Origin of the sequence: Brevibacillus sp. M2.1A (assembly GCF_013284355.2) — a bacterium.
Classification (GTDB): Bacteria; Bacillota; Bacilli; order Brevibacillales; family Brevibacillaceae; genus Brevibacillus.
Window position 1 is genome coordinate 3,983,140 of sequence record NZ_JABSUY020000001.1, and the last position, 15,246, is coordinate 3,998,385.

Genomic DNA, 15,246 nt, shown 5'->3' on the forward strand with positions numbered 1-15,246 from the left:
ACCCCTTTTACTTTATTTTGGTTTTTTCTGCTAACATTTTTAAGATTTTCACATAACGATCTGAAAGCGATTCAACATATGCCGTCTGAAGCATAGCTGGATCATAGGTAAAAACGACATGGATACCTTCCGAAGTTTCTGCTACCTGAAGAACTAACGGACTTCCGGCCATTTCTGGCTCGACTGATCGCTTGACTTCACGTTTCCAAACTGCCGACTGAGCTTTGAACGGAATGGTCTGGTTGACAAAAAGTGTCGGCCATTCCATGTTCATCGTCGCTTGCCAGTGCTCTGACGGATACAACGCGAGCGCTTGCATCCGGGCACGTACTTGCTTCGTATGATCCACTAATTGTGAAAACGAATGAATCGTCTGCATATCGATGGTGAGCGGTACGATGTTGTCAAAGTTGCCTAGCGTTTGTTCCAGCACACCTGGCGTCCGGTTCGTCGTTACCACCCCAAGTGTCAAACTCGGCAACTGGGTGACCTGACGAAGCAACAACAGGTAGGAGGCAAGCAAAATGTTTCCCAGCTCCTGATTGGAATGAGCAGATACATGCAGTAAATCCGCGTGACTTGTCGGGTCGATATACTGCTCGACCTTTCGTTTTGCTACCCCACCCGTACCAAAAGGTTGAGCAGAATGTGGATTTATTGCTGTCAACCACTCGTGACGCTGGGCCTCGAGATGTCCGTAATAAAGCATTTTTTTCTGCCAAACAGCGAATGCTTCGTAGCGAGGCGGTTCTTCCACAGTTGGTTCATGCCCTTGTGCAATCGCCTGATAAAGAGCCTCCCATTCTTCCAGGAGAATTCCGAGACCTCGCCAATCACTCAAGGAGCTGTGCAGACCTCCAATCAACCGATAGCGATCAGCCGCCAGCTTTACCAGTTCAAATCGAGCCAAACATCCTGCTTTGTCCTCAAACGGCCTCTTCTGCTCGGCAGTCAAGCGTTCTCGCAACCATACCGCTGCCTCTGCCTCGCTTTTCTCCTGTAAATCACAAAGCGCGAGCGGAATCGGTTCCGATAGGCCTTGTGGCGACAGCTGAGGGAAACGTCGCACGAGAGCTTGCCATGCTTGCTGCATATACGCCAGTTCGATTCTGCCCCGCAGCTCGATGTCAAAACATCTGACAGCCACAATCCCCTCTTCTTGTTCCTGCTTCAGCAATCGTTCTTGAATGAAGGAATAAATGGGCGTTGTTTCCGATTGAAACTCGCCTAGAATCGGCTTAGCTCTTTGTGCGGCTGATTTCCCGTCCGTTAAAATCAGGTAGGGGGCATCTGTCAGTTGCAGATTACGTCCTGCCTGGTCTGCAAACGTAACGGGAATGCCACACGCAATCAGTGTGTCGATCCGTTCGGTCAGATTCGTTACTCTGTCCTCGATTTGATAGACGCCACAACCACTTTTCATGAGCTCCCGTTGTTCTTGCGAGTGCTCCATTCGAGGCTGAACTAACTGAATGCTGCTCTCTTCCGCTTTGCCTAGTGTGATGATACTGGCTTGCGATTGCCGATCCAGATATTTCTCGTGAACACGGTAGCCGAGGAAGGTAAAGAACGATAGTGCCTGATCAGCATCTGATGTAAGCAATCGGATAACAGATTGCTGATCGCTGCTGTACCATTCGTCATGCTTCATATCCTCGCTCTCTACAAGTTCAATCAAGCCTACCGATTCCACAAAGAGAAAGGCAACGAGTCTATGATTGAAGAGCACCGCTGGCTTAGGTGCGCTGACCAAATCGTATTTGAAATCCGAATCAACTAACCTTTTCAAAAATTGAGCAATATTGGAAATAGAATAACATAGATGGTACGGACCCGTCCCCTTCTCTTCCAACAAACGAACGCAAGGTGACGTTTCATCTACAGGCGCGATTAGCTCGATTGGCACACAGCCCGGTTTCATGCACATCGAGAGGTACACGTTTTGTTCTGGATCATGGAGGGAATCGCTCGCATCAAATCCGAGAGTGCCATACATGATTTGAGCCGGACCCAGTTCTGGAACGGCAACTCCGACATGATGAAGGCGGTTCATCACGCCCTCTTTTTCTGTTTGGTGATGCACGATGTCAACATCATCCAATCGCTGTTTTGGATGCTTCAGAAGCGCTGCGAGTACACGCAAATAGTTGCCAGCGAAGCCTTCCATTGTCTCTGCTTTAAACAACTGGGTATCGTATTCAAGCACGCACCTGAATTGATCGGCGAGTGGTGTAATATCCAGCTTAAAGTCGAGCTTCGACGTCTTCGATTCATGCGGAACCTCTTCAAATTGCACGTCGCCAAGGGTAAATTTGACTTCTTGCTCGCGCTGGCTATGGAAGATCAGCATCGTATCAAACAATGGATTTTGCGTTTGCTGAATGCCTGCGGCGCTACGGGCAACGATTTCTTCAAACGGATAATCCTGATGTTCGTAGGCCAGTAACAGACTGCGCTGAACCTCTTGTACAAAATCGGTATACAAAAGATCGGCACGTGGACGATTGCGAATCGGTAGGAAGTTGATAAAGACGCCAACGATTCGCTCCAAATCGGGATGGTTTCGACCAGCTACCAGTGAACCGACAACGAAATCTTCCTGAGACGTGTATTTCATCAACAACACGTAATAAGCCGACATCAAAACAGCATGGACTGTGACTTCGTTCTGCTTGGCAAATGCATGCAAATCACTGTACGTAGAATCAGAAATGAAGAACGTATGGTGATCCCCCTGGAATGTCTTAACGGAAGGACGGGGGTAATCCAGTGGAAAACACATGAGCGGGATTCGGTCTCTGAAAGTGTCCACCCAGTATTTTTCCTGCTGATTCCACTGCTCGCTCCCCCGCTTCTGCCACTGCCAGTCGGCGTAGTCCTTGTATTGAATAGGCAGTGCAGGCAGCTCTTCACCCATATACAACCTGGCGAAGTCTTCCATTAACACGTTCAGAGAAATACCATCCAAAATAATATGATGAGAGTTGAACAACAGATAATGCTGAGTAGCTGTGACCTCAACCAGGCAAACCTGAAGGAGAGGGGCTTTCATCAAATCAAAGGATTGCCGGAAGTCTTCCATCAGTTCGTCCAATGTCCTGCCATCGCTATGCATGGTTTGGATCTCAAATGGCACTTTGTCGCTGATGTACTGATACACTTCTCCATCCTGTACCGCAAACGAAGTACGGAATGCTTCATGCCTTTGGATGATTTCCTTAATCACACGTTTCACTCGACTTACATCCAGATGACCGTTTACCGAGATTACACCCGACATGTTGTAGCTGGTGCTTTCGCCTTCTATCCCGTGCATCACGAAAATTCGTTTCTGTGAAGAAGAAGCCCTGTATCTCTCGGCTTGACTGACCCGATCAATCGGCTCGTAGGATATCGGCTGTCTCCCCCTGATGCGGTCCGCTAATTGTCGAATGGTGGGGTTCTGGAATACATCCCTGATCGTGATGTCTGTTTTTCTTTCTTTTTGCAATCTGGTCACGAGTTGAGCGGCTTTCAGCGAGTGGCCTCCCAGCGAGAAAAAATGATCGTGCACGCTTATTTTTTCGATTGCCAAAAGCTCGCGCCATATTTGGGCCAATTGCTGCTCAAGTTCATCTGCCGGGGCCTCTTCCTTTCCCGCGCGATACTTCGTGTAATCCAGACGTTGCAAGGCAGTCTTGTCTACTTTTCCACTCTGCGTCCGAGGCAAGGCATCAAGATGGACAAAAAAGGCAGGTAGCATATAGTCAGGCAGATAAGTCAGCACTGCTTCTCGCAGTACGTGGTCCTCAATGGGATGCGTTGCAGCCAAGCATGCAACCAGATAAGGATCGCGCTTTGACTCCTGAATGGCCACTACCGCTGCTTCCCTGACACCAGGCTGACGGCGCAGGACAGCTTCTATTTCCTCCAATTCAACGCGGTTGCCACGAATCTTGATCTGGAAATCCTTGCGACCAAAATATTGCAGATGTCCTTCATCCGTCCAGCAAGCCAAGTCTCCTGTACGATAAAGTCTGCCATATGGGGTCAGTAAGTAAGACGCTCTGGTTTTTTCCTCGTCAGCGATGTACCCTTCCGTTACTCCCATCCCGCCTACGTACATCTCCCCTATTACCCCTTTGGGCAACAGATGAAAATCTTGGTCCAGAAGAAAGACACGAACATTGTAACTCGGATGTCCAATCGGAAGCGGGTTTTCAAAAGGCCCTTGTCGAGGTACACAATACCCCGATGCCGAGATACTATTTTCCGTCGGACCATACAAGTTGTACATCTGCGCTTGAGGGAGCAAGGCTGCATGTCTTTCCACTAATGAAGAAGACAGCATCTCTCCTGTACACAACACTTTTTGAATCGAATTCAGCGAGCCATCAGCCACGTGGTCAAGCAAAGCGTGATACATCGTAGGGACGACGAGTATCACGTTTGCCTGTTGACTCTCGATGGCAGCCGCTAATTTTTGCGGGGACTTGTTTTCGAGTCGCTGCAATAAGCAAAGGGTACCGCCACTGATCAGTGTGCAAAAAATCTCGACAACCGATGCGTCAAAAGTTAATGTGGCGATCTGCAACGTTCTCGTCTGCTCTCCGAACCCGACAAATTCTATGTGCCACCAAAGAGCGTTGATTAATTGATCATGCTTTACACGCACACCTTTTGGCGTACCTGTCGAACCAGAAGTAAAGATGGCATAAGCCGTACTTGAAGGTGCTGCTTTTCGCTGTGGTGTTGGAGTTAACTCCTGTGCCCAGCATGCTGGTTCATCCAGTCGAAACACCCTTGTTTGCAAGTCAGCGACGAGTTCCAGATAGCTGCCTTCTGTCACAATCAGACTAGGCTGAATCTGGCTTACGATCTGTTCAATTCGCGCTTTTGGCAAGTCTGGATCAAGCGGGACATAGTAACACCCAGCTTTGAGGATAGCCAGCAGTGCAGTAATCATCTCAGGGGAACGATCACACATGATAACTATCGGTCGGCCTGCATCTGTCACCTCCTTTTGCAGAGCCCAAGACAGGCGATTCGCTTGTTCTTGTAACTCCTTGTAGGTCACAGTCTGCTTTCCGTGTATAAGCGCAACTGCATCCGGTGTTTTTTCTGCAGCTTGATCAATCAACTCGTGCACGCAGTAATTACTCGGAACTGGCACGACTTTCATCTGTTCCTCAATCATCTCTTGCCGCTCACGATCACTGAGCAGGGTAAGGTCACGAATCTCTTGATCCGAATCAGCCGCAATCTGCTCGAGAAGGCTCAGGTAGTGAAGCGCCAGGCGTTCGATTTCCGTCGCTTGAAACTTCCATGCCTGGTAGTTGACATGGATTGTCCATTCATCGCCTGGTGTTACTTCCAGCACCAATGGATAATCGGTTGTTTCATGTGAAGTGATATTCTCCAGCTCGAAGTCAAGTTCCAATCCGGCCAGCGTCTTGTCGATGGGATAGTTTTGGAAAACGAACAAACTGTGCGCCAAAGGGGTTTGTGCGTCCATCTCTGAGCAGTTTTTCAACTCAACCGATGGCACGTACAAATGCGGGGCCATCTGGTGCTGTTCTTCCATCATGACACCCAGCAGATCTTTGACTGTTGTCGTTTCTGTCCGTTTGACCCGGAGTGGATACGTCTTGATGAAGAGTCCGACGATTTCCTCTACTCCAGTGAGATGGGCAGGACGACCAGCGTACGCCACTTCAAAAAGAGCATCCCGCGTATCGCTGTATTTTTGCAGTAAAATCCCCCACGCGGCTTGCAACAGTGTGCTGATTGTCACGCGGTTACGCTTGGATGTTTCCTCCAATGTATCCGTAAGCGTTCGACTAAGCCGAAGATGATAAGAAGAATAACGCTGCTCTTCGTTACGATCCCGCATATAGGGAAGCGGCGTAGGAGAGCTAATTCCTTGTAAGGAATCTTTCCAATACGATAACGATTGTTCATTCGAAGCTTCTTTGAGAAAACGCAGATACTCCTTGTATTTCGCCTTCTGCTTGATCGCAGGGGACTGTCCCGAGCACAATTGCCCATACGCTGTAAATATCTCTCTTAGGAGAATGCCGGAACTCCATCCGTCCATGAGAATGTGATGAAATGACCATATGACTTCATAACGATACAACTCCATCCTCACTACTTGAATGCGAATGGTATTGCCTAACTCAAGCGTGAAAGGTGTTTGCTTGTCCTGTGACAACAAAGCAGACAGTTTTCTTTCACGCGCTCCAGATGGTAACTCGCTCCAATCGAAATAAGGAATCTCCAATGTCTTTTGCTTGAGAATGAGCTGAACAGGGGCCTGAAGCCCCTCCCAGCGAAAAACCGTACGGAGCATTTCGTTGGCCTCAAACGCCATCGTAACGGCCTGCGTAAACAACTCCAGCTGAAACTTGCCACGAAGGGTTAGCCGATGCTGTTCAAAATACAGATTGGAGTCCTTTTGGAGTCGGTAATAAAACAGCATGCCCTCCTGCGTCGGACTTAACGGCAAAATGTCAGCTATATTGTTTTTGTCGATCTTGTTCATCACAATTTTTCTCTCCTGACTCCCTTACCGAACTGCTTCACTCGGCAGGTTTTCCACGATCTCCCCATCTGCATTCACGTACGGCAAGCCATTGTGTTCGAAGACATGGTCGAGGCAGTACATCTCTCCCTGTTTGTAGTCCAAAATCATCAGGTCTTCTGAACGAGTTGGAATTAATTCCTTCAACCGCGCTGGAAGATAGTCTGGTCCGACTGCTTGATGCCATTTCAAAACGATTTTTTCAGGGCGCTCGGCTGTCGGATAAAAGCCACAAATCTCTAATTTTCCAAAGTCGTGGGAAGTAAGAAGTACCCCTTTTTTCTCCAAGCCACCCAGATTGCGCTTGGACTCGGCCACATTCCGGAAAGCCTCGTCCAACGGAATGGCATACTGCTCGACTCCCCTGACTGGCATAAATACCGTCAAATAATACGAAATGATTCGATTATCCAAAAACTTGCGCTGCAAGTCGATCAAGGTCTCGACAGAATCGTTAACGCCACGAATGATGGCAGGCTGTCCGCGAATCTGGACACCGACGGATAGCAGTGCTTGCGTTGCTTGAATTGAAACGTCGCTTATTTCCCCAGGATGGTTAAACTGAGAAATCACACTTACCTGCTTGCCCGGCGTCTGTCTTACTTGGTCGAAAAACGCCAGCAGCTCTCCATCAAGAAAACGAGCAGGGTCATAGGCCAAAGCCTTGGTTGCAAAGCGAACGAGTCGAATACTCTTCACACTCAATAGCGTGCTGATCAGCTTGATTAAGTCAGAAGTTTTACGGAAGGAAGCAGGGTCTCCACCGGTAAAGAGGACATTATCGATGTACGGGTGGGCTTCCAGATACTGTACTGCCCTTTCTGCTTTGTCCATAATATTGGTGTATCCAATATCCTCATGGCGGATTTCATTCACTTTATAGCAGAACTGGCAGTTGGCAATACAAAAATCGTCGATGTGAAGCAACAACGTCTTCTTATACTTGTGTTGCAGAAAAGCTGTTTCATCCTGACGGTACGACTTGTTTCCATACGGATCAAAACGGCCTTTATAGGGCTTTACTCCCGGTGGCGGAAGCACGATATTGATCATCTGGGTACGATAAGGCTCTGATTGACTCGCAATCAACTCGGCATAATAGCGAGTCACCTTGAATGGCATATAAGACTGCTCCAGTAATGCACTGCGTTCTTCCCTCTCAGCTTCTGTAAAGCCGACAATTGTTGCGAACTCCTCAAATCCTTTTTTCCCCATTAATACCTTGACACTCAATGTAATCCCTCCTGTCATTCATTAAACACGCATGAGATTCGCTTGCTAACCAAACAGTAGATCCAGCTCTTTTTGCGACAATTCCACATCTTCAAAATCCGATGGAGTGAATTCAGGGACCTCCTGACGGCAACAATGATCAATGAGCTGCTCCAATTCATTGAAAAACAGCGCAAGTATCTTCTCCATGGTCTCCTCGCTATACTTGCGCAAGCTGTACGTAACAGAAACCTGAAGTTCTCCTTGACGAATGAGAGCAGCCACGTCAAGCAGTGCAGTCAAATGATTCCCCACCCCGGCATCAACTGCCAAGTTTCCTCCCATTAGTACCAGATCATCACTTAGTTGATTATCCACCGATCCCAGATAATTGAATCGAACTTGGGACTTTTCCACAGCCGCGAGCAGCTGAGGCTTTAGCCAGCCAAACCCAAGCCCACCCATCGGAATCTGGCGCAACTTCTCCTTTACCCCTTTTAGGTGATCGGTCCGATTGGATAGATTCGTTTCGAACAAAACAGGGTACATGCTGGTGAACCATCCTACTGTTCTGGTTATGTTCATCGTATGGATAGAAGACTCCCGCCCATGAGACTCCATTACCAGTAAGAGACGCTCCCTATCAAATACATCAGATAATGTCCGGGTAAGTGCTGCAACCAATAAGTCTTGGGGACCCGTATTGAACATTCGGTTGGCCGTCGTCAACAGTCGCGATGTCATCTCGGCTGAAAGTGTGCGCGTAGATGTAGCGCTGTATTCTACCAAATCTTCGCCAAAATCGAAGTCAGTCGGTAGTTTGTCTTCCGGGATGGAAAACATGTCCCAATATGCTTTTTCTTTGCTTGCCTGATCCGACTGGTAAAAGGCGGAGACTTCCTTGATCCACGCTTGCATCGAATGTGTTTTATCTGGCAAAACAATCGGCTCATTACGTTTCAGACTGGCCAAGGCACTCATCAAATCTTCCAGGAGAATCCTCCAGGAGACACCGTCCACTACAAGATGATGGGCCGTCAGAAACAATCGCTGAGGTCGATCAGGACCTAATTCAAAGAGACAACCGGTAAACAGCAAAGATTCTTCCAACTTGAAGCTAACAGCGCAAGCTCGCATCGCCTCAAGCATTCTACTCTCCTGTTCTTCTTGCGGTAAGGAATAAAGATCGACGCAAGTCACTGACACGCGATTGGTCAGGTGGCGCTCATTGTAAAAGAGCTTCCCATCTTTTGCAGAGTAATTGAGTCGCAGACAATCATGGTGGTTAACCAGTGCATACAGACTCGCTTCAAACTCTTCCAGCGTTACTTTTTCCTTGCTTTCAAGGAGCAATGACTGGTTCCAATGATCAGCATTGCGGAACTGTTGTGACAAAAACCAAGAAACGATGGGAGATGACGGCAACTCGCCAGTACACGGCTCTTGCGAGATCTGTTCCACTCCCCAGCTCCAGTCACTTCTCGCTTTTAGTTCTGCAATCGTGTCATAAATCAAGATGTCTCTTACGGGAATCTTGATTCCTCGCTGATGCAATCGATAGGAAACCTGAATCGCCTTGATCGAATCCCCGCCTAGTTGAGAAAATGGGTCATGTAGACCAAACGGCGAATGACCAAGCACGTCCTCATACACGTCAACCAATAGCTTGTCAAACTCGTCACGAGGACTGGTTTCATCCCCCACACCTTTTCGCTCCATGACAGGTTCGGGAAGCAGTCTTCGATCTACCTTGCCATTTGAGGTCAACGGAAACTGTTCAAGCTGCACAATTTGCGAAGGGATCATGTATGCAGGCAATCGACTCGCCAGTTCTTCGCGGAGCTCATTTTCCCGGAAAGATGTTTCCGTGATCAAGTAAGCACAAAGGTACTTACGCCCCCACGTATCCATGCGATCAATCACCACGGCCTCACGCACAGAAGAATAACCAAGTAGCTGTTGTTCAATTTCACCCAATTCAATGCGGTAACCATGAATCTTCACCTGATAGTCAGCCCGCCCCAGATACTCCATGACTCCATTAGGCCGATAGCGAACCAGGTCGCCCGTCTTGTACATCACTTTACCTGGCTGAAACGGATCAGGTAGGAAACGCTCTTGCGTCAATTCCTCGCGGTTGAGATACCCCCGTGCCACACTATCTCCCGAGATGAATAGCTCTCCCGTCGATCCGATTGGGATTGGGTTGCCATATGAATCCAAAATGTAGAGCTGCACGTTACTGATCGGATGTCCAATCGGTACAGATCCTTCGGTATCGATCACTGGATCGTATTGATAGATCATGCACCCAACTACTGTTTCGGTAGGGCCATACTCATTGAGAATTTCAATTTGTCCGTTCCATTTCGCATGAATTGCCTCAGCCAGACTCACCTTCAAGTCCTCGCCGCCCACTATCACTCTCTTTACCGTGGTACTAGGCAAAGCGATTTCTTGCAGCAAAAACAGATGGGCAGGTGTCAGCTTTACAACATGGGAGCGTCCATCGCTAAAGATTCGCGATAATACAAACTCTGAATCGGAGTGCGGATAGATAACCATCCGATTTCCCTTTACCAACGGGCAAAAAATAGACGTAACCGTCAAGTCAAATGCTAGCGAGGAATAGAAAGCGAACGCTTCTTCAGGACCGGAGAGATAGCGGTCTTTCGCCCACGAAATATAGTTGACCAGTCCTCGATGAGTAACCATGACTCCCTTCGGATTTCCAGTAGAGCCTGATGTATAAATGACATAGGCCAAATCATCTGGCTGACTAACCAATTCCAGAGTTGCGCCATCCTTTATATACAGGGACGAATCACCAAGCTCTAGGATTTTTTTGGACCACGAAATATCCTCTGTTCGCGAAGTGTGACGAAGCAACAGGTCCGCTCCAGAATCAGACAGCAGATATTCGATGCGCTGAGAAGGGAGTTGAGGATCAATCGGAAGGTAAGCCCCGCCAGCTTTTAGTACTGCCAACAGCCCGATGATCATCTCTGGCGAATGATCTGCCAGCAACGCCACAATTACACCAGGGCCAACTCCTCGGTTTCGCAACGACTGAGCGAGTCGATTCACTTGATCCTGCAGTTCCTGAAATGTCAGCGAGCGCCCTTCTGACTCCAACGCAACTCCCTGTGGTGAGCGTATTACTTGCTCTTCAAACAACTGGACAACCGTCTTCTCGCTGGGATAGGAAGCAGCAGTATCATTCCACGTATGGAGTTGTAGTGCCAACTCTTCGTCAGCAAGGAAGTTCAGATTGGACAGCGGTACTTCTGGAATCGAGATCATCTGATGGAGAAGCCTTATGAGATGATCCGCTATTCGGTCAATATCCTCTTCCGTGTACTCGGCTATCTTATAGTCCAATTCCATTGTCAATTGTTCATCTGTTGCCCATTCTCTGATAATCACTTGGAGCGAATACAACTGGTGACCGTTGTAAAACTCCTCATTAGTCACGGGGTAGCCACCAAGAGTGAATGGCAGCTGCGTGCTGTAATAATTTACACAAATCTGAAACAGGCTGTCATAGCCATGTTTCTTCAGCTCCAGCTCTTGAGCCAGCAAATCGTACGGATATTTCTGATGAAAATAACAGGAAGTGAGTTCCCTGTTGACATATTTAACATAATCGATAGCATCCATTTCCATCGGAACTGCCAGACGAAATGGCATAGTGCTGGTGAACATCCCGAATATTTTGCGCTCCACTTTGCCTGAACGGTTTAACAGCGGTGTACCGATCACGATTTCTTCTTGCCTCGAACAGCGCTGCAGGTAAAGACTCACGAGAGCCACAAACAAGGAATTTAGCGAGCATTTCATTTGGTCTGCAAACTGGCGTATTCTTGTCGAATCTTCGCGGTTGAATGCAAAAACTTTGCGCTTGCCTTCAGTAGTATCTGTCGCCTTTTGTAATGTCGTGATTACGGGCAAGCTATGAAACTTGTCCCGCCAGTATCGCTTGTCCTTTTCAAATCTCTCAGTCTGAGAATAGGCATGCTCCCTTTCGACAAGAGTTTGATAAGCGTGTTCATCTCCTACATGGACGGTACCGCCTGCCAACAACGTGTCATAATAGTGAGCAATTTGTTCTGTCATGATTGAAATAGACCAACCATCAGCAATCAAATGGTGCAGCTTTACAAAATACCCCGCTTCTTCATCACTCAGTTGAATCAGACAAAAGTAGAACAGAGGCTCTTGTCCGATCGAAAACGGCTTTGTAAACAAATCTTGCAGAAATTGTCTGCACCGCTCTGGCGCATTCTGTTCCTGTCTGAAATCAAACACCTGCAATGGCTGCGGTTCGTACTCTCCAACAAACTGAAGGACTGTCTCTTCCTCCTGATAGTTGAGTCGCAAGGTATCGTTCTTTTGAATGAACAGGTGAATAGCGGCTTCCAGTACATCCAGCTTCACCTTTCCTTGCACCCTCACCATCCCCCCTAACGTATGGATAGGAAGCTGTGGATGTAATTTTTCCGTATACCAGATACGCTTTTGTGGATGACTTAAAGGATAACCGACCTTCCATTGCTTCTTATCCTGGCGCAAAGCATATCCCCCTTTCTGAATTGTGCAGATGTAACCACAATTCAGACATGGTAAAAAATCAAATCGATTACAAATACTTCCAATTCCAACTATATAGATGACTCTTCTGTAGTGTCAAATGAATTTTCCATAAATTGTTATTTCTGAAAATTACGGGAATTCCATCCCTTGTTCTCCTTCTCTAGCGCTGCATAAAATAGAAAAAAATTTGTGTACTCTATTGATTTTGGCTGTCTTTTCACGTAGGATAAAATGTAATATATTGGCAAAAAGCCCTCGGAAGGATGAATGTGATTAGATGTCTGTGACACTTCGTGAAGTAACTTTGGAAAACTGGGAAGAGTGTATTGAACTGGAACCTACTCCCGAACAGAGCGAGTTTGTTGCCCCGAACCTCTACTCCATCGCTGAATCAAAGTTTCAAACTACATTTGTTCCTTTGGCCATATACCATGATGACACCATGGTTGGCTTTGTCATGTATGGGCTTGACCCTGACGATGGCAACTACTGGATTTACAGACTCTTAATTGATGCGAAGTACCAACGACTAGGCTACGGACGTGCTGCGATTGCGCAAGTCATTGATATCTTGAAGGCAAAGGAAGATTGTCAAAAAATTGTCATTGGTTATGCTCCAGCCAACGTCGCAGCCGAAAACCTTTACTCCTCACTCGGATTTCAAAAAAATGGTATGGTTCTGTTTGGCGAGACGATTGCCGAATTAAATTTTTAGCGAGTTTTCGTTACCCAAAAAGGGAACAGCGGCGACCTAAGACCTGAAAACCAAGTCTTAGACTCGCCGCTGTTTGGATTGTTTCCCGTATGTATATTAAAAAAGCACACCTTCCATGTGTCTGTAAACATCATGGTTAGTGTGCATTCGTTTTGATATGGTGCCGGTGAAGGGACTTGAACCCCCACGGTTTCCCTCACGATTTTGAGTCGCGCGCGTCTGCCATTCCGCCACACCGGCAAGTGAAACTATGAATAAATTAGCACATCTTCGAAAGAAAATCAATGGTGGGGAGAGACGGATTCGAACCGCCGAACCCGGAGGGAGCAGATTTACAGTCTGCCGTGTTTAGCCACTTCACTATCTCCCCACAATATGTGCTGTCTATCTTCTGCGTCTACTCTCTTCAACCAGAAGCGACATTTATTAATTTATCATGAACTTTGTTTGACGTCAATATATTTATTTAAATTGACTATCTTTTTTCGCCAAAATCTCCTGTGCCCACTCGTGAAAGACACGCAATGCTTCGTCTACTTCTTGAAATGTTGCTTCTCCCTCACAGGAGTATTCCGGGAATTCTAGTATGCGGTTTTTGCGAATCTTGACATGCCCTTCTTCACATTTTATCTCCAAGAAGTAGGGAACGGCTTCATCGATCCCATAACTGTTTTCTAAAAACTCGTAGGTACGTACCCACTCCAGGATTCGAACTTCCGATGCTTTTAAGCGAAGCACCTGCTCCAAGGACATAATGGTTTCATTGCCGTAGTAATACATGAATATTCAGCCCTTCTGCATGAAAATGGACGGAGCCGGGACTCCGCCCTGTTTTTGATATGATCGTTAGATCGAGGAAAGTAGCTCTCTCAGTTCTTTGACAATCACTTGTTGATAGCCAGTGCCTTCTCCATACTGCTCAAGCATTTCGGCACGCGCTACCTTGATCTTGTCTTCATAATCCGTTGCGGTTCGGTCCGGGTTATCTTGTTTGAATGCCGTCATGACAGCTTGGACATGCTTTGGTCTCGGTCCCCATTTGGCAAGAACATGACCACCCGTGTCTGCGAAAATAACAACAGGGATCGCCCGACCTCCCATCGTAAGAAACTCATCCATCAGATCGAGGTGTTCTTCCATCACCATAATTTCCACTGGCATGTCCGTTTCTTTCAGGGCATGTAAGACGACTGGCAAGTTGCGAACGACGTCGCCACACCAATCTGCAGCCAAAATCAAACATCTGAGGTCATCACGATGCTGGAGAGAGGCAAAAAAAGCACGTTCTTGTTCATCCTCCCATGAAAATGCATCCGACCAGTTTTGGTATGTATCCTGATTTTTCGTCATGCTTTCCACAAACGCCTGTGGCTTAAGCCCCGTACGGAATTTATGTGCTACGTTTGCCCCCATCTTTTCTCCTCCTTTTGTATCGCTCGCCTATTCTTGGGTTTTATCCGTTGCTTCGTTTGCTTCCTTTTCTTGATTCGCCAGCTCCATCATTTTTTGCAACAAGATGTGCTGCGGCATGTGCATGAGACGCTCCAAGGGTACCTGAAGCGCTTCCGCCAGCTTGACAGCGGTCTCCGGTGATATTTGTAATGGACGCATGTTATTTTGCTCCTTTCCCTTGCTTTTATCAGTTCCTTCAGTATAATACACAGCCGTTAAACCTGCCAGCATACAAGCCTGGCACTTGAGAGCCTTTAACCTTTGTAACATGTTGGCTCTACTGATCCTCTCTTTCACATTTGCTCAGGCCAATTCTTAATGAAAAATTAAAAAAGAGCCACCCATAGGTAGCTCCAAAATGGAGTCAGGCTGTTTGATCCCTGCTCACCGTACGCGAAGGGACTATCTCGTGAACAGAATATCCCGCACAATGGAAAAGGACGAACTATGGCTTTTGCTTAGTAAGGATACATGGTACACCAAAGCCGATCGCGCCGGGCTGGGACATCTGCTCCATATATGCCAAACCTCGTGCACATTGCTGCTTGCATACTTGACATGTATGGGATGTTACGATTTTCATCTGTACTTGATTGGGGTGCTGTCGCGTATTCTTCTTCTTGATCTTTTTGCCCTTGGCCATCTGTTTTCCTCCCTTTGCCCTGGATCACTCCAGTCTATGAAGGAGAGAACCCCCGCTCTTTAGGCAAGC

8 protein-coding genes and 2 tRNA genes are annotated in these 15,246 nt (G+C 47.4%); 1 reads left to right on the plus strand and 9 read right to left on the minus strand.

Annotated elements, in window-relative coordinates; translation table 11 throughout:
* Positions 1 to 7 precede the first annotated feature (7 nt).
* From edeN to edeP, 3 genes are read right to left on the minus strand one after another with little or no spacing between them, the layout of a single operon-like run.
* Positions 8 to 6,523 (minus strand): edeine non-ribosomal peptide synthetase EdeN, encoded by a 6,516-nt coding sequence (edeN, locus tag HP567_RS19085; protein WP_173608366.1) that lies wholly within the window; start codon positions 6,521 to 6,523, stop codon positions 8 to 10.
* A 24-nt stretch (positions 6,524 to 6,547) separates the two neighbouring features.
* Positions 6,548 to 7,795, minus strand: coding sequence for a lysine 2,3-aminomutase (locus HP567_RS19090; protein ID WP_173607819.1), 1,248 nt, complete (start codon positions 7,793 to 7,795; stop codon positions 6,548 to 6,550).
* Positions 7,796 to 7,840: 45 nt separating this feature from the next.
* Positions 7,841 to 12,346 carry an edeine non-ribosomal peptide synthetase EdeP gene (gene edeP / locus HP567_RS19095; RefSeq protein WP_173607820.1) on the minus strand — a complete coding sequence of 1,502 codons (4,506 nt, stop codon included), beginning with the start codon at positions 12,344 to 12,346 and terminating at the stop codon, positions 7,841 to 7,843.
* 298 nt (positions 12,347 to 12,644) lie between these two features.
* On the opposite strand from edeP, the gene edeQ reads away from it, so the two are divergent.
* Positions 12,645 to 13,082 (plus strand): edeine self-resistance N-acetyltransferase EdeQ, encoded by a 438-nt coding sequence (edeQ, locus tag HP567_RS19100; RefSeq protein WP_173607821.1) that lies wholly within the window; start codon positions 12,645 to 12,647, stop codon positions 13,080 to 13,082.
* 158 nt (positions 13,083 to 13,240) lie between these two features.
* On the opposite strand, the gene HP567_RS19105 is transcribed toward edeQ, so the two are convergent.
* The 6 genes from HP567_RS19105 to HP567_RS19130 all read right to left on the minus strand — a co-directional run bounded on the left by HP567_RS19105 (position 13,241) and on the right by HP567_RS19130 (position 15,177).
* Positions 13,241 to 13,322: transfer RNA gene (locus HP567_RS19105), tRNA-Leu, on the minus strand.
* A gap of 45 nt (positions 13,323 to 13,367) precedes the next feature.
* Positions 13,368 to 13,452 (minus strand) — tRNA-Tyr (locus HP567_RS19110).
* 92 nt (positions 13,453 to 13,544) lie between these two features.
* Positions 13,545 to 13,862 (minus strand): hypothetical protein, encoded by a 318-nt coding sequence (locus tag HP567_RS19115; protein WP_173607822.1) that lies wholly within the window; start codon positions 13,860 to 13,862, stop codon positions 13,545 to 13,547.
* A 66-nt stretch (positions 13,863 to 13,928) separates the two neighbouring features.
* On the minus strand, positions 13,929 to 14,495 hold the full coding sequence (locus HP567_RS19120; protein ID WP_173607823.1) for a thioredoxin family protein: 567 nt from the start codon (positions 14,493 to 14,495) through the stop codon (positions 13,929 to 13,931).
* A gap of 27 nt (positions 14,496 to 14,522) precedes the next feature.
* The gene (locus tag HP567_RS19125) at positions 14,523 to 14,693 is read right to left on the minus strand and encodes a YycC family protein (protein WP_173607824.1); all 171 of its coding nucleotides are present in this window, start codon (positions 14,691 to 14,693) and stop codon (positions 14,523 to 14,525) included.
* A gap of 286 nt (positions 14,694 to 14,979) precedes the next feature.
* Complete coding sequence (locus tag HP567_RS19130) at positions 14,980 to 15,177, minus strand: hypothetical protein (protein ID WP_173607825.1); 198 nt, start codon at positions 15,175 to 15,177, stop codon at positions 14,980 to 14,982.
* Positions 15,178 to 15,246: the final 69 nt, after the last annotated feature.

Excerpts from the sequence above, each read along its gene's own strand:
- edeN (WP_173608366.1), bottom strand. The coding sequence starts at position 6,523 with ATGAACAAGATCGACAAAAACAATATAGCTGACATTTTGCCGTTAAGT.
- HP567_RS19120 (WP_173607823.1), bottom strand. The coding sequence starts at position 14,495 with ATGGGGGCAAACGTAGCACATAAATTCCGTACGGGGCTTAAGCCACAG.
- edeQ (WP_173607821.1), top strand. The coding sequence starts at position 12,645 with ATGTCTGTGACACTTCGTGAAGTAACTTTGGAAAACTGGGAAGAGTGT.
- HP567_RS19130 (WP_173607825.1), bottom strand. The coding sequence starts at position 15,177 with ATGGCCAAGGGCAAAAAGATCAAGAAGAAGAATACGCGACAGCACCCC.
- HP567_RS19125 (WP_173607824.1), bottom strand. The coding sequence starts at position 14,693 with ATGCGTCCATTACAAATATCACCGGAGACCGCTGTCAAGCTGGCGGAA.
- HP567_RS19115 (WP_173607822.1), bottom strand. The coding sequence starts at position 13,862 with ATGTATTACTACGGCAATGAAACCATTATGTCCTTGGAGCAGGTGCTT.